Origin of the sequence: Leifsonia xyli subsp. cynodontis (assembly GCF_050632205.1) — a bacterium.
GTDB lineage: Bacteria > Actinomycetota > Actinomycetes > Actinomycetales > Microbacteriaceae > Leifsonia > Leifsonia xyli_D.
On record NZ_CP192578.1, the window covers coordinates 1,962,452 to 1,980,007 of the forward strand.

15 protein-coding genes, 1 tRNA gene and 1 pseudogene are annotated in these 17,556 nt (G+C 71.6%); 6 read left to right on the forward strand and 11 right to left on the reverse strand.

Features of this window, described 5'->3' with window-relative positions:
• Positions 1 to 7 precede the first annotated feature (7 nt).
• Positions 8 to 1,120: an aminopeptidase P family protein gene (locus tag ACQ86M_RS09630; protein WP_431245277.1), complete on the forward strand. Its 1,113-nt coding sequence runs from the start codon at positions 8 to 10 to the stop codon at positions 1,118 to 1,120.
• A gap of 53 nt (positions 1,121 to 1,173) precedes the next feature.
• Here the strand turns inward: ACQ86M_RS09630 and ACQ86M_RS09635 are convergent, their stop codons facing one another.
• Positions 1,174 to 1,593, reverse strand: coding sequence for a DUF3054 domain-containing protein (locus ACQ86M_RS09635; RefSeq protein ID WP_431245278.1), 420 nt, complete (start codon positions 1,591 to 1,593; stop codon positions 1,174 to 1,176).
• 187 nt (positions 1,594 to 1,780) lie between these two features.
• Between ACQ86M_RS09635 and ACQ86M_RS09640 the strand changes: the two genes are divergently transcribed.
• On the forward strand, positions 1,781 to 4,666 hold the full coding sequence (locus ACQ86M_RS09640; protein WP_431245279.1) for an aminotransferase: 2,886 nt from the start codon (positions 1,781 to 1,783) through the stop codon (positions 4,664 to 4,666).
• Here the strand turns inward: ACQ86M_RS09640 and ACQ86M_RS09645 are convergent.
• Positions 4,605 to 5,537, reverse strand: coding sequence for a LysR family transcriptional regulator ArgP (locus ACQ86M_RS09645; RefSeq protein WP_431245280.1), 933 nt, complete (start codon positions 5,535 to 5,537; stop codon positions 4,605 to 4,607). The two genes, ACQ86M_RS09640 and ACQ86M_RS09645, sit on opposite strands and share 62 nt — an antisense overlap.
• 69 nt (positions 5,538 to 5,606) lie before the next feature.
• Between ACQ86M_RS09645 and ACQ86M_RS09650 the strand changes: the two genes are divergently transcribed.
• On the forward strand, positions 5,607 to 6,206 hold the full coding sequence (locus tag ACQ86M_RS09650) for a LysE/ArgO family amino acid transporter (protein ID WP_431245281.1): 600 nt from the start codon (positions 5,607 to 5,609) through the stop codon (positions 6,204 to 6,206).
• Between the two features lie 65 nt (positions 6,207 to 6,271).
• Here ACQ86M_RS09650 and ACQ86M_RS09655 read toward each other — a convergent pair.
• The 4 genes and pseudogenes from ACQ86M_RS09655 to galU form a co-directional block, all read right to left on the reverse strand.
• Positions 6,272 to 6,347, reverse strand: a tRNA-Ala gene (locus ACQ86M_RS09655).
• Positions 6,348 to 6,405: 58 nt separating this feature from the next.
• Positions 6,406 to 7,518: a hypothetical protein gene (locus ACQ86M_RS09660; RefSeq protein WP_431245282.1), complete on the reverse strand. Its 1,113-nt coding sequence runs from the start codon at positions 7,516 to 7,518 to the stop codon at positions 6,406 to 6,408.
• A gap of 82 nt (positions 7,519 to 7,600) precedes the next feature.
• Positions 7,601 to 8,262: pseudogene (locus ACQ86M_RS09665) on the reverse strand (GNAT family N-acetyltransferase).
• A gap of 22 nt (positions 8,263 to 8,284) precedes the next feature.
• Positions 8,285 to 9,262, reverse strand: coding sequence for a UTP--glucose-1-phosphate uridylyltransferase GalU (gene galU / locus ACQ86M_RS09670; RefSeq protein ID WP_431245283.1), 978 nt, complete (start codon positions 9,260 to 9,262; stop codon positions 8,285 to 8,287).
• Positions 9,263 to 9,321: 59 nt separating this feature from the next.
• Here galU and ACQ86M_RS09675 point away from each other — a divergent pair, with 59 nt between their 5' ends.
• Genes ACQ86M_RS09675 through mscL form a run of 3 tightly spaced genes read left to right on the forward strand, consistent with a single transcriptional unit; the run spans position 9,322 to position 10,712 of the window.
• Positions 9,322 to 9,906 (forward strand): 5-formyltetrahydrofolate cyclo-ligase, encoded by a 585-nt coding sequence (locus tag ACQ86M_RS09675; RefSeq protein ID WP_431245284.1) that lies wholly within the window; start codon positions 9,322 to 9,324, stop codon positions 9,904 to 9,906.
• A gap of 37 nt (positions 9,907 to 9,943) precedes the next feature.
• Positions 9,944 to 10,258 carry an FmdB family zinc ribbon protein gene (locus tag ACQ86M_RS09680; RefSeq protein WP_431245285.1) on the forward strand — a complete coding sequence of 105 codons (315 nt, stop codon included), beginning with the start codon at positions 9,944 to 9,946 and terminating at the stop codon, positions 10,256 to 10,258.
• A gap of 16 nt (positions 10,259 to 10,274) precedes the next feature.
• On the forward strand, positions 10,275 to 10,712 hold the full coding sequence (gene mscL, locus ACQ86M_RS09685; RefSeq protein WP_431245286.1) for a large-conductance mechanosensitive channel protein MscL: 438 nt from the start codon (positions 10,275 to 10,277) through the stop codon (positions 10,710 to 10,712).
• Between the two features lie 296 nt (positions 10,713 to 11,008).
• Here mscL and ACQ86M_RS09690 read toward each other — a convergent pair whose 3' ends face one another.
• The 5 genes from ACQ86M_RS09690 to ACQ86M_RS09710 all read right to left on the reverse strand — a co-directional run bounded on the left by ACQ86M_RS09690 (position 11,009) and on the right by ACQ86M_RS09710 (position 17,516).
• Positions 11,009 to 11,191: a hypothetical protein gene (locus tag ACQ86M_RS09690; RefSeq protein ID WP_431218497.1), complete on the reverse strand. Its 183-nt coding sequence runs from the start codon at positions 11,189 to 11,191 to the stop codon at positions 11,009 to 11,011.
• A gap of 22 nt (positions 11,192 to 11,213) precedes the next feature.
• On the reverse strand, positions 11,214 to 14,969 hold the full coding sequence (locus ACQ86M_RS09695) for an AAA family ATPase (RefSeq protein ID WP_431245287.1): 3,756 nt from the start codon (positions 14,967 to 14,969) through the stop codon (positions 11,214 to 11,216).
• A gap of 114 nt (positions 14,970 to 15,083) precedes the next feature.
• Positions 15,084 to 15,569 carry a hypothetical protein gene (locus ACQ86M_RS09700; protein WP_431245288.1) on the reverse strand — a complete coding sequence of 162 codons (486 nt, stop codon included), beginning with the start codon at positions 15,567 to 15,569 and terminating at the stop codon, positions 15,084 to 15,086.
• A 34-nt stretch (positions 15,570 to 15,603) separates the two neighbouring features.
• Complete coding sequence (locus tag ACQ86M_RS09705; protein ID WP_431245289.1) at positions 15,604 to 16,878, reverse strand: MFS transporter; 1,275 nt, start codon at positions 16,876 to 16,878, stop codon at positions 15,604 to 15,606.
• Positions 16,875 to 17,516, reverse strand: a complete 642-nt coding sequence (locus tag ACQ86M_RS09710) for an ArsR/SmtB family transcription factor (RefSeq protein WP_431245290.1) — start codon at positions 17,514 to 17,516, stop codon at positions 16,875 to 16,877. Before ACQ86M_RS09710 ends, ACQ86M_RS09705 begins: the two co-directional genes overlap by 4 nt.
• Between the last annotated feature and the right edge of the window lie 40 nt (positions 17,517 to 17,556).

A 17,556-nucleotide genomic window follows, 5' to 3' on the forward strand; every position in this document is an offset into this window, starting at 1 on the left:
CGGAACCATGGAGCAGATCACGGCACGGCACTTCGCCGACAGGCTGCAACGCGGCGCCCGGCACGCCGCCGAGGCCGGCTTCGACGGACTCGTCGTCGCTCCTGGGCCGGACCTCGCCTACTTCGCCGACTACCTTCCGATGGCGACGACGGAGCGCATCACACTCCTCGTCATCCCGGCAGAGGGAGAACCCACCCTGCTGGTGCCGGCCCTCGAGCGGGGCGGCGCGACCGGCACGCGCGCGGCGGCGGCGCTCCGGGTGATCGATTGGGCGGACGGGACCGACGAGTACGTCCCGGCGGCCGACCTCCTGCGGCCCGAAGGGCGCTACGCGATCTCCGACGCGACCTGGGCGATGCACCTCCTCGGCCTGCAACAGAAGCTGCCCGGTGCGCGGTTCGAGGCGATTTCGCAAGCGCTGCCGATGCTGCGAGCCGTCAAGGGCGCCGGGGAGGTCGACCGTCTCGCAGCCGCCGGCGCCGCGGCCGATGCCGTCTTCTCGGAGGTGGTGCGCCTCCCGTTCGCCGGGCGCACCGAGCTGCAGGTGGCAGCCGACCTCGACCGGCTGCTCCGCGAGCACGGCCACCAGCAGGTCGACTTCACGATCGTCGCGTCCGGGCCGAACGGCGCCGACCCGCATCACGATCCGGGTGCGCGCGTCATCGCCGAGGGCGACATGGTCGTGCTCGACTTCGGCGGCCTGCTCGACGGCTACGGCTCCGACACGACTCGCACCGTGCACGTGGGCGAGCCGACCGACGAGGAGCGACAGGTCTTCGAGACCGTCCGGCGGGCGCAGCAGGCGGCGTTCGAGGCCGTGGCGGTGGGCGTGCCCTGCCAGGAGGTCGACCGAGCCGCCCGTGCGGTGATCCGGGATGCGGGCTACGGCGAGTTCTTCATCCACCGGGTCGGGCACGGAATCGGCGTGACCACGCATGAGCCGCCCTACATGGTCGAGGGCGAGACGCGGCCGATCGAAGCGGGGATGTGCTTCTCGATCGAACCGGGCATCTACCTGCCCGGCCGGTTCGGCGTGCGCATCGAGGACATCGTGGTCGCCGAGGAGAACGGCGCACGCCGGTTGAACAATTCCACCCGCGAGCTCCAGGTCGTGGGGTGATGCCCCGTGGATGGTTCCCGGTGTAGTGAGCCCGTCGAAGTGAGGCAGCGCCGCTAAGCGCGGAGTTGCGCCTGAGCCTGCGCGTGCGCTGCCTGGCGCGCCTGCCGTGACCGGCGGCGTGCGAACGGCAGCGCGATCAGGCGCCAGCCGACGAGGAACGCGCCGAGCACGACCGCCGCGACGGCGATGAACGAGGGCTCGACGCCCTGGCCGGCGGAGGTGCGGATCAGCATCGCGAGCGCGACCGTCATCAGCCAGACCGGGACACCCGGCCAGACGATGGCGAGCGGCCGCCGCCACGCCCAGGTGACCAGCCACCCGACGACCAGTGCGATGAGGAACGGCCACAGCGTCTCCAGAACCCCCGCGGCGGAGTTCGCCTCGCCGTGACTCCGGCGGCCGATCAGCACGAAGAGGGTCACGAGCGCGGCATCGATCGCGAATGCGACGAGCGGGGTCCTCCAGGGCTTCACGACTTCAGGCTACGCGGCGTCTCCCGAGCGTTGGCTGGGCAGAACCCGTGCTGATACTGGCTGTTATCAACGTGAGCCGATCTCTCCACAATCGGCAGCTTGTCCACAATCTCGGAAGCGCTCGACACAGCGTCGGTGGCCCCTCAATAGACTGACGAACAGCCGCCACCCGAGCCCTGGAGCCCTGTTGCCGAACTTCGATTTCCTGACCCAGCCCGCCCTCCCGCGCCCCGACGTCGCGCCCGACGACGCGGTGCGGATCGCGTCCGCTCACTTCGGTCTCGAGGGCGGCATCACCGAGCTGGGCAGCAACCAGGATCGCAATTTCCGCATCGACACCGGCGGCGAGCGGTACGTCCTGAAGCTCGCCAATCCGGTCTTCTCGGCGGATGAGCTCCGCGCGCAGAACGCCGCCCTCACCGCTCTCGCAGAGTCGGGCATCCGCATCCCCGAGGTGGTCAGCTCGGTCGACGGCGAGGAGCTGGTGGAGGTGGAGGTGCGGGGCGTCGCGCTTCTCGCCCGGGTCCTCCGCTACCTCGAGGGCGAACCGCTGACCGAGGTGGGGCGTCCGACCCCCGAGCAACTCCGCACGCTCGGCAGGCTCGCGGGGCGCGTCGCCGGTGGACTGGCCGGGCTCCGCCACCCGGGCCTCGAACGCACCACCCAGTGGGATGCCCGGATCAGCGGCGAGGTGGTCGACCTGCTGCTGGAGCACGTCGAGCAGCCGGCGAAGCGCGCCGTCGTACGGGAGGCGACGGATGCGGCGTTGTCCCGCATCGAGCCGCTGCGCGGGCGTCTGCGCGTTCAGGCCGTTCACGGCGACGTGACCGACGACAACATCGTGCTCGGAGACGAGGGCCCGGGCGTCATCGACTTCGGCGACGTCTCCGACGGCTGGCTGGTCGCCGAACTCGCTGCGACCGTCGCGAGCGCCCTGCACCACGTCCCCGACGAGCCGCTCGCGGTGCTGGAGGTCATCGAGGCGTTCCATGCCGAGGCCCCTCTCGACGATGCCGACCTCGCCGCCCTGTGGCCGCTCGTCGTCCTGCGCGGCGCGGTCCTCGTCGTCAGCGGCGAACAGCAGGTCGCGCTGGAGGCCGACAACGTCTACGCCGACGAGAACCGTGCCCACGAATGGGTCGCGTTCGATGTCGCCCGCCGCCTCGACGCCGCCGAGATCGAGACGCTGATCCGGCGTCGCCTGGCGTCCGCGGAGGCGGGCTCGTCCACCATCGCCGCCTTCGAGCTCGGCCGACTCGTCGCGCTGGAGTCGACCGCGCCGAACATCGCCGACCTGTCGGTGAACGCCCGTGACCTCGACGCGGGTGCCTGGCTCCGACCGGACGCCGAAGATGCGGTGCTCGCCCGCGTCTGCCGGGAGCACGGCCACGCCCTCACCCGCTACGGCGAGGCGCGACTCACCCGCGCCCGCACCGACCGCTCGCTGCCGTCCGCCACGGTCGCCCTCGCCGCCACACTGGACGCGCCTTCCGGCATCGAGGTCACCGCTCCGTTCGACGGCGAGCTCGCCCTCACCGACGGGACGTGGCTGCTCCGCGCGAACGGGGTCGAACTGTGGCTCGACGGGCTGACGCGTCCGCTCGCCACCGCCGCCGTCCGGGCGGGCGACCCGATCGGAACGGCGGTACGTCTCACCGCCCAGCTCAGCACGCTGCCCGGCCACCGACCGCCGGCATTCGTGTCGCCGACGATTCCGCTCGCCGAGTGGTCCGCGGTCTTCCCCGACCCGTCCGCCCTCTTCGGCATCGATCTCTCCGTGATCCCACCCGACCCGGACGCCGCCCTCGCGCGGCGGGATGCGACGTTCGCACCCGTGCAGGAGCACTACTTCGCGCATCCACCGCTGATCGAGCGCGGCTGGAGGCACCACCTCGTCGACACGCAGGCTCAGAGCTACATCGACATGGTCAACAACGTCACGCAGATCGGGCATGGACATCCGCGTCTCGTGGAGGCCGTCCGCGATCAGTGGGCGCGACTCAACACGAACTCGCGCTTCCACTACGACGAGCTGTCCCGGTTCACCGAGCGGCTCGCCGAGATCGCGCCGGAGGGGCTCGACACGGTCTTCCTCGTGAACAGCGGCAGCGAAGCCGTCGACTTGGCCCTGCGGCTGGCGCAGATCCACACCGGCCGGCGCACGATCCTCGCCGTCACCGAGGCGTACCACGGCTGGACGATGGCGTCGGATGCGGTGTCCTCCTCCCTGGGGGACAATCCGCGAGCCCTCGAAACGCGCCCGGACTGGGTGAAGCTGGTCGCCGCCCCCAACTCGCTCCGCGGCACGCACACCGGACCGGACTCCGGAGCGGCCTACCTCGCCGACCTGGATGCCGATCTGGCCGAGCTCGACGCGGCCGGCATCGAGGTGGCCGGTTACATCGCCGAACCGGTGTTCGGGAACGCGGGCGGGCTGATGCTGCCCGACGGGTACCTCGCCGGCGTCTACGAGCGCATCCGTGCCCGGGGCGGCGTCTGCATCGCCGACGAGGTGCAGGTCGGGTACGGGCGCCTCGGCCACTACTTCTGGGGCAGCGAGCAGCAGGGCGTGGTGCCCGACGTCATCACGATCGCGAAGGCGATGGGCAACGGCCAGCCGCTCGGCGCCGTGATCACGCGGCGGGAGATCGCCGAGTCGTTCGCGGTGGAGGGCAGTTTCTTCTCCTCCGCCGGTGGAAGCCCGGTCTCGTCGGTCGTCGGGCTGACCGTCCTCGACGTCATGCGCGACGAGGCGCTGCAACAGAACGCCGCGACCGTCGGCGACCACCTGGCCGGCCGCCTGCGTGAGCTGGGCCGGCGGCATCCCCTCGTCGGCGCGGTCCACGGCATGGGCCTGTACCTCGGCATGGAACTCGTGCTCGACCGCGAGACGTTGAAGCCGGCAACCGCGGAGGCGGCACTGGTCTGCGACCGGATGCTCGCGGAGGGCTGCATCGTCCAGCCGACCGGCGACTACAAGAACGTGCTGAAGATCAAGCCGCCGCTCTGCATCACGCGGGAGAGCGCCGACCGGTTCGTGGACGCGCTCGACCTGGTGCTCGCGACACTGTAGGGCGCAGCACGCGCGCGGCTTCGTCAGCGATCGCGCCCGCGACAGCATCGAGCGCGGCGGACCGCAGCGACCACTGGTGCCAGAACAGCGGCACCTCCTCGACACCGGTCTCGTCGAGCACGACCAGCCGGCCGGACGCGACGAGCTCGTCCGCCTGGATGTCCGGCAGCATCCCCCAGCCCAGCCCCAGGACGGCAGCCTCGACGAACTGCGTCGAGGCCGGGATGAAGTGCCGCGGCGGGCGGGCCCCAGGGGCGAACCGACCGAGGTAGCGGTCCTGCAGCGCGTCCTTCCGGTCGAACACCAGCACGGGGGCGACCGCAGCCGCCTCGGGAGTCCATCCTCCCGCGCACCAGCGGTCCGCGAAGACCGGACTCGCCACGGCACGGTAGACCATCGACCCCAGCGGACGCGAGAGGCAGCCCTGCACCGGCTCCGGGTCCGATCCGATGGCCGCCATCGCGGTTCCGTCGCGCAGCCGGTCCAGCGTGTGCTCCTGATCGTCCAGCGTCAACTCGAACGCGATGCCCTCGACCCGGGCGAGCGCCGGCAGCACCCAGGTGGCCAGGGAGTCGGCGTTCACCACCAGAGGCACGGCGGCCGTCGTCTCACCGTCGCCCGCCAGCGCTGCCTCGGCTTCCGCCTCCAGCAGCGCCAGCTGGCGGGCCAGACGGAGGAGGACGCTTCCCGCCTCGGTCGCCTGAACCGGCTTGCTGCGGCGCACCAGTACGCGGCCGCTCTGCTCCTCGAGCGCCTTGATCCGCTGACTCACGGCCGACGGTGTGATGCGGAGCACCAGCGCCGCCGCGTCGAACGTTCCACCGTCGATCACGGCCGCGAGCGTGCGCACCTGGTCAGCACCCACCGTCATGAAGCCAGGCTAATGCAACGTAAGTATCCTGAGCTGTACTTAGCAACTCACGGACCGTAGCGTCGGATGGTGATCGCAACCTTCTTCACCGGCCTCGGCTCGGCGGCATCCCTCATCGTGGCGATCGGCGCCCAGAACGCCTTCGTCCTCCGCCAGGGGCTCCGCCGGCAGCACGTGCTGCCCGTCGTCGTCATCTGCGTGCTCAGCGACGCCATCCTCATCGCGTCCGGGGTGGCGGGCATCGGCGTGCTCGTGAAGAACGCCCCGCTCGCGCTCGGCATCGTCCGCTGGGCGGGCTTCGCCTTCCTCATCGGCTACGCGATCTTCGCCGCCCGTCGTGCACTGAAGCCGGAGGCGCTGACGACGTCCGGCGCCGTGGCGGGCTCCCTCGCCGCCGCGGTGGCCACGTGCCTGGCGATCACCTGGCTGAACCCGCATGTCTACCTGGACACAGTGCTGCTCCTCGGATCGCTTTCCGCGTCGCACGGCGATCCTGGGCGCTGGGTGTTCGGAGCGGGTGCGGCGACCGCCAGCCTGCTCTGGTTCGGCCTGCTCGGCTTCGGCGCGCGGTTCGCGGCGCCGGTGTTCGCCAAGCCGATCGCCTGGCGGATCCTCGACGGCGCGATCGCCGTGCTGATGGCCGTGCTCGCGGTGCTGCTGGTCGTCTGAGCCTGCACTCGAGCACCTCAGGAGATGCAGAAAGGGCCGCCCGATTCGGGCGGCCCTGTGCGTGGTGGTGGAGCTAAGGAGATTCGAACTCCTGACCTCTTCGATGCGAACGAAGCGCGCTACCAACTGCGCCATAGCCCCTTGGAACTGCTCACAAAGCCTAGCACCCCACGTCGGCGGAGTCGAAATCGAGACGGGCTCAGCTGGCGGCCCGGCGGCGGCGGAGGACGGCATCCAGGTCGAGGCTGCCGGTCTCCGCCTCATCCAGGACGCCCATGCTCGCGTAGCGGCTCGGGACGGCCATCGGCTCGGAGACGGCAGCACCCTCAGCCGTCGCAGGCGCAGCCGCCGCAGTCGCAATGGAAGCCGTCGCCACCGAAGCCGCCGCCACCGGCCGCAGCACGACCGGCGCAGGCACCGGCGCCACGACCTCGGCGACCTCCGCCGCCTTTCGCTCGAACTCGGCCCGGGCCGCCGCGCGCCGCAGCTCGGCCGCCGCATCCACCGACGCCATGGCCGCCGCGGCGACGGTCCCCGGCGACAGGTGCAGCGGCTTCGGCAGCGGGCGCGGCGTCCAGCTCTGCCGCAGCCGCTCCTGCACCGGCAGGTCGTGCTGGGCGTCGTCGTACAGTTCCGGCGCGACGGCGGACGTCCGGACCACCGGCTGCGCTGCGACCGCCGCATGCTGCGGACGCGCCAGGCGGCCGAGCATCCACACCGAGAGCACCACGGCGGCCCCGGATGCGGCGGCGAGCATCCACGCGCCCGTCTCGAACAGCAGCACGGCTCCCGCGACGAGTCCCGCGAGACCGGCCACCAGCACGAGGGTCGAGAGCGCGCGCGTCCGGCGCAGCCGGCGCCGGCGCTGCGGCGACAGCGGAACCGCCGCCGCGCTCGTCGCCAGCGCGCGCGCCCGCTGGGCCGCTGCGGCGCGGGCCGCGCGTTCCATCGCGATCGCCGCGGCGGCGGCCCGCTCGGCCTCCTCCGCAGCGCGACGCCGCTCCTCCGCGATCGCCTGCTCGCGACGCGCATGCGCCGCCGCCTCGGCCCGGGCCGCGGCCAGGCTCTTCTGCTCCGCCTTGCGCAGGATGCGCTGCTGCTCGGCGACCGTGCGCGCGGTCGCCTCCATGCGGACCTCGTCCGGCAGTTCGCTGGTCTCGGCCAGGATGCGGAGCGTCTGCTGCAGCCGCACGGCGTTCCGCTCGGTCGCCAGGTACTCCCGCCGGCGCAGCCACACCGGGACGAGATAGGCCAGCCAGAGGGCGGCCGCCACGGCGACGATCACCCCACCGCCCATCACATCCCCGTTCATGCCTCTACGGTAGGGGCGGCGACCGCCGGGCCCCCGTCAGGCGGGAGGGTGTGTCACGCGATCCAGAGTTCTCTCAGACCACTCACCGGTGACGTGCGATCGGCAGCGGGATGGCCGCGGCCGCCCGATCCTCCGCCGGGATCACGGCCGCATCCGCCGGCACGTTGCCGTCGAGCCAGCGGCGCAGCACGCCCTGGTCGAGCTCCTCCGACACCAGCCCGAAGCAGAAGTGGTCGCGCCAGTCGCCGTTGATGTGGATGTAGCGGCGGCGCAGCCCTCGTACCGGAAGCCGAGCTTCTCGACCACGCGGAGGCTGGGCGCGTTCTCCGGCCGGATGCAGATCTCCATCCGGTGCAGCCCCAGCTGGTAGAAGCAGTAGTCGGTCGCCAGCGCTACGGCGGTCGGCGTGATGTTGCGCCCGGCGAACTCCTGCGCGATCCAGTAGCCGATGGTCGCGCTCGACAGCGAGCCGTACGCGATCGACGAGACGTTCAGCTGGCCGGCGAGCTTCCCGTCCCACTCCACGATGAACGGGAGGCCGTGCCCGGCCCGCGCGTTCGCCAGCAGCGACCGGATGCTCGCCCGGGTGTCGAACGACCCCGGCGCGTACGGGCTGGTCGCCTCCCACTGCCGTAGCCATCCGCGGTTGTCGAGCAGCGAGCGCTCCAGGCCGCGCGCATCCCGCAGACGGATGGGTCGCAACCCCACGCGGCCCTCGGTGAGGGTGGGGACCACGATCGCCACGTACTCCTCCTTCAGCCGGCCGTCAGCGGTCCCGGGCGGAGAGCGTCTGGATGGGGCCGGTCGGGTCGGCCGGCATCTCCGAGACGAACTCCACGGGCTCGTCCGCGAGGTCGGCCGCGAACTCGCGCAGCCACGGGCGGAGCTCCGGCCCGAGGTCCTCACGGTCGACGGCCAGGCGCACGATCGCCTTGATGTAGTCGAGGCGATCGCCGGTGTCGTAGCGGCGTCCGCGGAAGACGACGCCGTACACGCCGCCGGTCCAGTCGGGCGCCTCCGCCATCGACTGCAGCGCATCCGTCAGCTGGATCTCTCCGCCGCGACCCGGCTCGGTGCGCTCGAGCACGTCGAAGACCTCGGGACGCAGCACGTAGCGGCCGATGACGGCGTAGTTCGACGGTGCGTGCTCCTTGTCGGGCTTCTCGACCAGACCGGTGATGCGGACCACGTCGTCCTCGTCGGTCGCCTCGACCGCGGCGGCGCCGTACAGGTGGATGGAGTCGGGGTCGACCTCGAGCAGAGCCACCACGCTGGCGTGGCGCTGGGCCTGCACCGTCAGCATCCGGCGCAGGAGGTCGTCCCGCGCGTCGATGATGTCGTCGCCGAGCAGCACGGCGAACGGCTCGCGACCCACATGCATCTTCGCGCGCAGCACCGCGTGGCCGAGGCCCTTGGGGTCACCCTGTCGCACGTAGTGCATGTCGGCCAGAGCGGTCGAGTAGTTGACCTTCTCGAGCCGGTCGGTGTCGCCCTTCTTGGTGAGCGTCTCCTCCAGTTCGGCGTTGCGGTCGAAGTGGTTCTCGAGGGCGTTCTTGTTGCGGCCCGTGATCATCAGGACGTCGTGCAGGCCCGCGTCCACGGCCTCCTCGACGACGTACTGGATGGCGGGCTTGTCCACGACCGGCAGCATCTCCTTCGGCATCGCCTTCGTCGCCGGGAGGAAGCGTGTTCCGAGGCCGGCTGCGGGGATCACTGCTTTCGTAACGCGGTCGTGATTAGCCATGCCGCCTACAGTATCCGCATTTCTGCGGCGTACAGGATGGCATCTCCTAGGATTGCCGTATGGACTCGGACACTGCCGCTCATCGCAAGCGCGCCCTGCGCGCGGAGCTGCGCGAGCGCCGGCAGAACCTCACCACGACCGAGCGTCAGACGGCGACGGCGGGCATCACCCGCAACCTCGTCGACCTGGCGACGGACCTGTCCGTCCGCTCCGTCGCGGCCTACCTCTCGACGAACATCGAGCCCGACACGCGCCCGTTCCTCAACTGGGCGCATGCCCAGGGGCTGCGCGTGCTGCTCCCGATCTCGCGCGAGGACGGGCTGCTCGACTGGACCACCGGCGACGGCGAGACGGAGACCGAGGGGCTGTTCGGGCTGCCGGAGGCGGTCGGCGAGCTGCTCGGGCCGATCGCGATCAACGACGTCGACCTCATCCTGGTCCCGGCCGCGGCGGTCGACGCGACGGGGATGCGGATGGGCTGGGGCCGCGGGTACTTCGACAAGACGCTCGGGAGCATGGAAAAATGTCCTCCGGTGTATGCCGTCCTGTTCGACGGCGAACTCGTGGACGAGGTGCCGCGCGAGCGTCACGACCAGCCGGTGGATGGCGCGGTCACGCCGACCCGGATCGTCCAGTTCACCTGACCCGACCCATCCCATCCCGGAGCGCAGCGGAAGAAGAATGCCCACCTACTCCTACTCGTGCCGCGACTGCGGCCACGCCTTCGACATCCAGCAGGCCTTCACCGACGACGCCCTCACCGTGTGCCCGAACTGCGGAGGGTCGCTCCGCAAGGTGTTCGGCGCGGTCGGCGTGACGTTCAACGGCTCCGGTTTCTACCGGACGGACTCGCGCGGCGGGTCGAAGGGGGCCGGGGCGTCGTCTTCTTCGGGGTCGTCCTCGTCGTCCTCGGGATCCTCGTCTTCGGGCTCTTCGTCTTCGTCGTCCTCCACCTCCTCGACCCCGTCGACTCCGTCGTCGGGCTCCGCCGCATAGAAGGGCTCGCCACCTCATGCTCAAGGGCTTCAAGGAGTTCATCCTCCGCGGCAACGTGATCGACCTCGCGGTCGCGGTCGTCATCGGCGCGGCGTTCACCGCCGTCGTGACGTCGATCGTGAACAACTTGATCAACCCGCTGATCGGTGCGTTCTTCAAGGCCAGCACCCTCGACAGCGCGATGATCGTGTCGCTGAACGGGTCGCAGATCAAGTTCGGCGCCGTCTTGGGCGCGATCATCAACTTCTTGATCGTCGCGGTCGTGGTCTACTTCGTCTTCGTCTACCCGCTGAACACGATCAAGAAGCGCGCCGAGCGTCTGCGCAAGAAGGGCGTCGTCGAGCCGGAGGCGCCGATCACCGAGCTCGACCTCCTCACCGAGATCCGCGACCTCCTCCAGACGCAGCAGGCGCCGCCGCAGGCCCCCGGCAAGCACGCCGACCCGCTCCCCTGACGCGCCGCGCGGCGGCTCCCTTCGCCGAGCCGTGACTCGTTGCGCCTATCCGCCGCGAGTTGCGACATCTACTCACCACTCGGCGGGATGGGCGTACCCGGCCGCCGCGGAACGGCGCCCAGTCCACCGCCGGGCGCCACCGCGCGCCGGAGCCGCCGGCCGCTACCGCTCGCCCAGTGGTGAGTCGTGGCGGGAATCCGGCGTGACTTGCGACATCTAGTCACCACTCGGCGAAGGGCCGACGAGACCGGAGCGGCGACAGACCGACGGAACGGGACGCGAGACGGACCCCGCCGTCACCAGTGCGGCGGCACGTCGCGGCGGAGCCGGTCGTCGTTCGACGACCACGAGGGCGCGTTGTCGGAGTCTGCCGCGGGCGCCTCCTCGTCGCGCGGCTCGACCCGCGGGGCCGGGTCGGAGCCGGGCGCGCCGGGGCGCTGCACACGGCGGTGCCGTCGGCGTCCGGGGGTCTCGCTCACCCCTCCAGCCTAGACGGACCCGTCAGACCGTCGGCAGCGTGATCGGCGCCGTCTGCGCGTCCGGCTCGCCCTTGCCGATGAGCTTGGCGATGCGGCCGGCCACGGCGTCCGGGTCGGCGAACAGCTCGAAGCTGTGCACGCGGAGGTAGTGCCAGCCGAGGCGGCGCAGCACGTCCGGGCGCAGGCGCAGCGACTCGCGGAGGCTGCCCTTCGACACGTCCTGATCCGTCTCGACGACCACCGCGCGGCCCTCGTGCGAGGCGACGAGGGTGAGCTTGCCCCGGTAGCCGAGGTGCACCTCCAGCCCGCGGCGCGCCAGGCGCTTGGCGAGGTCGAGCACCATCGGGTCCGCGTCCGGGCTGAGGTACTCGGGCGCCGCGGTCTGCAGCTGGTCCGCCTCCCCCAGCACCTGGGCGAGGGCGGCGATGCCGTGCCGCATCCGCGACTCGTCGATGTCGTCGGGCTTGAAGCACGAGACGATGTCCATGCCGCGGCGTCCGCGGGTCATGCCGACGGCGAGCAGGCGGTCGCCGCCCGGCTCGGCGAGGGCGCCGAAGTTCGACAGCAGCCGGCCGTGCGGGGTGCGCCCGTAACCGATCGAGAAGATGACACGGTCGCGGCTCTGCCCGACCGACTGGTCGAGCGTGACGACCGTGAACGGCTCCGCACGGTCGCCGAGGATGAAGTCGGCCAGCTCCGAGCGCTTGGCGAACGCCGCCAGCACGGCCTGGTTCACGCGCACCGCGTGCCGTTCGCTCGCGGTGATGACCATGAGGGATTCGCGGGGCCGCTCGGTGGCGTGCGCCAGCACGAGCTCGACGACCTTGGCGACCTCGGCGTCCGTCGACTCGACGGCTCCGGTGTCGCTGTCGGGCATGCCCTGTCCGCCGGTGACGTAGTGCAGGGCGAGGCTGCCGTGGCCGAGATAGGTTCCGGCCCACGGGAGGGAGTCGATCATCCCTCCGTAGAAGCGGCGGTTGACCAGCTCCGCCAGGTCCTCGCCGCCGGCGCGGTAGCTGCGGCTGAGCGTGTACACGGGCAGCAGCTCGGAGAGCCGGGCCAGCGCGGAGTCGGCGTGCAGCGCATCCACGTCGACCTCTTCGACCGTCGTGCCGTACTCGTGCACGCCGATGTCGAACCGCGAGGGCGTCTGCGTCACCGGATCGCCGAACGCGACGATCTGGCGGGCGCGACGGATGACGGGCACGTTCTCGGCGAGGCTCGACGCACCCGCGTCCACGAGCAGCACCGCGTCGAAGCCGACCTCGCGGCCGATCGACGGGATCTCGTACGGCGAGATCAGCCACACCGGCGCGAGCGGGCGGGCGAGGTGCGGAGCGGCCTCGTTGAGGGACGTCGCGGTCGGCACGCTGCTCTTCAGCAGGCGCTTGAGGGCGGCCGCCTCGTCGGGCCAGTCGACGATCCCGATCTTCCAGGTCTCGGCGAGCATCCACGCGAGCTGCTTGCCGGTGGCGGAGGCGTGCGCCTCATCCACGAGCCGGAAGTCGGCCTCGAGCCGGTCGAGCACGCCGGTGTTGGCGTTGAGCAGGGCGCGGTCGGAGGCGAGCAGCGACTCGAGCACGGACTGCCACCAGGCGAGCTCCAGCTCGGCGCTGACCTGCGTCTCGGGGACGTGGCGGACGGACAGGTCCGAGATCAGGGGGTCGAGCTCCAGGTCGCGCAGCTGCGTCAGCAGCGCGGTGCGCTCCTGCAGGTTGGCGAGCACCTCGGACTCGGCGGCGAGGCCGGCGATCTGCCGGGTCAGCTCGTCCACCGGCAGCGCAGCCAGCGACTGCGGGGTGCCGGTGCGGCGCAGCGGGATGTCGAGGCGCGCCAGGTCTTCGGCGACGCGCTGGTAGGCGACCTGCACGTCCGCGATGCCGACCGGCACCTCGGGCACGACGCCGGCGACGGCGAACCGGTTCCACAGGATGCGCTGCTGCTGGATGCGCCGCAGGGCCTCGTTCAGGTCGGTGACGTGCACGCCCGGGCGCACGTACTCCAGCGCGTGCTTGCGCAGGCGGCGGCGGTTGGCGCTCGACATCGAGGGCGACTCGCGACGGGATGCGGTGGCCGCGATCAGCTCGGTGAGCGAGCGGTCGAACACCGACGGCGTGAACTTGTCGAGCGTCTCGCGGATGTCGAGCAGCAGCCGCAGGTAGACGCCGAGCTCGACGATGGACGCGAACGGGCGCATCCGTGTCTGCCCGATGAGGGCGTTAGCGCGGTCGAGCAGGCGCGGCAGCTCGGCGCGGTTGAGCTTCTTGGCGAGCTCGTGCGCCGACTTGCCCTCCTCCGTGGTCGCGAAGGAGGCGCCGTACCAGGGCGAGTCGTTGGGGCCGTAGCGGAATTCGCCGAGCCGTGCGGCGCGGATGAGCGCGTCGGCGGACGCGTCCCGGTCGCGGGCGAGCGCCTCGATCGCGCGGCGGCCGAGACGGGCCGTCGTCGACGGGGGCGCCGGAAGCAGTGACAGGCGCGAGAGCTCGCGCAGCGCATCCAGCACCGACACCCGCAGCACGGGGTCGCGCCGGGTGAGCGCCGCGCGGTAGTCGACCAGCACCTTGCGCAGGCGCACCAGGGCCTCGTCGACGTCGGTGACCTTCGGCTGCGTGGCCTTCTCGTTGCGGCCGATCGACTGAACGAGGTCGCGGCGGAGGGTCCGCGGGGTGACCGCGAGGCCGGGCAGCCCGGCCTGGGTCAGCCGCCCGGCGATGTCGTCGAGACTGGAGCGGCGCGGGCTGACGACCAGCACGCGCTTGTGCTGGGCGACCAGCGCGCCGATCGCGTTCACGATCGTCTGCGTTCCGCCGGTCCCGGGCAGCGTCTTCACGACGAGCGAGTTGCCCGCGGCGATCTGCGCGACCACGTTCTCCTGCGCCTCGTCGGCGTCGAGCAGGAGGGTGTCGGTCGCGGGCGGGCGCTCGTCCTGGCGGATGGGCTCCACCGGGTTGAAGGCGCCCTCGACCGTCGAGCGGGCGGTCGGGTTGCCGGCCAGCGCATCCAGCAGCACGGTGTCGAGATCGCGGGCCTCCTCGCTGAGGGCGGGGGCGACATCGGCGAACGAGGATGCGACGAGCCGCGGCTGCACGTTGAACCACGGCAGGTGCGACGTGAGGCCGCGCAGGCGGTCGATGACGGGCTGCGGCTTGAACACGCCGCCCTCGACGGCGAGTGCCACGAAGGCGTCCGCGTCGAGCGTGATCTGGAACTGCTCGTTGAGAGCGCGCGCCAGCTCGGGGTTCAGGTAGGTCTGCCCCTTCAGCTTCAGCTCGAAGTCACGGCCGTAGCGGCGGATCGCGAGCGGGCGCAGCAGGATGGGCGCGAAGAACTCGTCGGCGCCGTGCCGCCACTGGGCGAGTCCGATCGCCAGGTGCACCGTGTCGATGCCGCGGACCGACCGCAGCTCGATGCCCTTCGCCGTGATCGCGTTCGCGGCCGCCCGCGCGGTGCGCAGCGCGAGCTCGTCGCGGATGAGGCTCGACAGCAGCGTGCTCTGACCCGTGATGAACTGCGGCAGGCCGCCCGGATGCGTCGTGCTGAGCTCGATGCGGGTGCGCGGGCTGTCCTCGAAGTGGAGCAGCGGCGAATCGCCGCCGACGCGCGCGATCTCCTCCCGCCAGCGCCGCCACACCGGCTCCGCGATGTTGCCGGCGACGAGGGCCGGGTCGCCGAGACTCAGGGCGTGGGGCGCCGTGGTCGTGCGCGGGTTCAGGGCGTCATCCTCTGCGATGTCCGACGTCGCGTCGTCATCGTCGGTCTTCCTGTCCAGTCGCCACACACCGACACCCTACGTTCACATCCGCGGAATCAGCGGGAACCCGGGCGAGTTTCGCGCCAATGCACGCGCGGAGCGAATGGACGGCGGCCGCGTGGATGCGCGGCGGCCCCCGGATCAGGGTTCCGGCGTCAGCGTGCTGTACGCCGTCAGCGCTCCGGTGACGACCGGCACCTGGAGGCCGACCGAGTCGCCCCCGGTGTTCACGGTGACCGTGACGAGCGAGCCGGGCTTCGCATCCAGGTCGGTCACCAGCGTCTCCTCCGTGGGCGGATCGCCCAGCCGCTTGGTGGCGCGCGGCTTCACCGTGACCTCGATCGACTGCGACCCGGCCGGCTGGATGCTCACCTGTTGCGTCTTCGGGCCGGTGTTCACGAGCGTCACGACCAGGTTGGCGTCCGTCCCCTTCTTATCGCCCGCGACCAGCACCATGTTGCCGACGAACACGTCGCCGACGGTCGCGCTCGCGCCGACGTTGGCCGCCTGGATGTAGAGGGTGTCCTGCGGTGCGAACAGGTCGCAGGCGGTCAGCCCCGAGAGGGCGGCCGCGGCGAGCACCGCGGCTGCGGCGGTACGGCGGAACACGGGTGCGCGAGACGACATCTTCCACCTCCGGAAGGACCACGGTGGCGCCACACTAGCGCCCGGTGGCCGGTTGCGGAAGACGGCTCGTACCGCGCAGGGCGACGATCCCGATGACGCCGCAGAGCAGGTAGAGCGACGCCTGCAGATCCAGGATCGGCACGATGTCGCCCGAGTCGGCCAGCAGGCCGCCCAGCAGCAAGCCGACCGCCTGGGCCGCGCCGTCGAGCGTCGTCATCGCCGCGATCACCCGGCCGAGCGCGCGCGGCGGCACGGCCGTCTGCACCAGAGTGATCTCGCCGGTCGCCGTCGTCACCGCGGGCAGTCCCATCGCGATGAACAGGCCGGCGTAGATCCACAGCGCGGTGGTGAACGGTGCGAGATTCCAGGTGAGCAGGGACAGCATCCCGAACAGGAGGTAGCCGCCTCCGACGAGCGAGCGCGGTCCGAGGCGGCGCGCCAGGAGGCCGGTCACCAGACCGCCGAGGACGCCGCCGATGGCCTGCACGCCGCGGATGATCCCCGCCCCGGTGTCGCCCGCCCCGAGGTTCTGCGTGACGTAGACGAGGAAGAGCACGAGGAACAGGCCCTGCGCGACGCCGGCGAGCGCCGCGATGAGGGCCAGCGCACGCAGGGTCGCGGACCGGGCGATCAGCGCGAGGCCCTCCGCCCATTCGCGCAGGATGCGCCGCTCGGCCTGCGCCGCCGGCTCCTCCCCGGCGGGAGGCGCGACGGGATGCGGACGGCTCACGGCGACCAGCACGGCCGTGATCGCGTAGGACGCCGCATCCGCGATCACGACGCCCGGCAGGCCCCAGACCGCGAACGCCAGGCCGCCGAGCGGCGAACCGATCAGCCGGGCGAGGTTGTCGCTCACCGCGATCAGGGCGTTGCCGCGGGCGAGCTGGTCGGCCCCGACGAGCTGCGGGATCATCGCCTGCCGCGCGGGGTTGATGATCGCGCCGAGCACCGCCTCCACCGCCGCGACGGCGTAGACGATGCCCATCCGGTCGGCGCTCGCGAACAGCAGCGGCAGCAGCAGCACGCCCTGCAGCAGCGCCACGACGACGATCGTGCGGCGGTGATCCCACCGGTCGACCAGCACCCCGAGGAAGCTGCCGACCAGCAGCATCGGCACCAGCTCGACGAGGAACACGGTGGATGCGCCCAGCGCCGACCCGGTCGCGGCGAGGGCGAACAGGGGCAGGGCGATCATCAGCAGCCAGTCGCCGGTGTCGGAGACGAGGCCGGCGGTCCAGATGAGGGCGAAGTCGCGCCGGAGGAGCGGGGAGCGGGAGCGGGTTGGCTTCGGCTTCTCGGCGGTAGTCATGAGCGGTCCCCCTCGTCGTCCGCGGCCGCGGCCGCCCGCGCCGCCGCGATCGAGTCCGGATGCCGGAACGCGTTGAGGTGCAGCGCCACCACGTCGCTGCCCTCCGGCGCATCCGCGCGGGTGAGGGCGATGTACGGGCGGATGAGCGCATCCAGCTTCTCCCCCAGCTCCCGCAGCTCGGCGGGCGTCAGCTTCAGGGCGTAGCCGTTGAGCATGCTGGCCTCGCGCCACTCCACCGGCTGCTCGTCGCGCTGGGCGATCGCACGGTGCACCAGCGCGCCCTCGTCGTCGACCTGCCGGTCGGCCAGCGCGCGCTCCACGGTGTCCGATCCGATCGCGAACTCCGGGTCGTCGGACCGGCCGAACGCCAGCCCGGTGGAGGCGGACCGCCAGGGACGCTCGCGGCCGTCGGTCGCCTCCACCGCCTCCACCAGCCCGACCTTGGCGAGCGCCCGCAGGTGGTAGCTGCAGTTGGAGGGTGTGGAGCCGACCACCGCCGCGCACTCGCTCGCGGTGCGCGGGCCGAACGACATGAGGTGGTCCAGCAGCACGAGGCGAAGTGGATGCGCGAGCGCGCGGAGGGCGCGCGGGTCCGTGACGGTGGTCCGCCGCTCCGGCCTACCCGATGTGAAAGACATGTTTCAGATTGTCGTGCGGATGCTCTTTCACGTCAAGCGG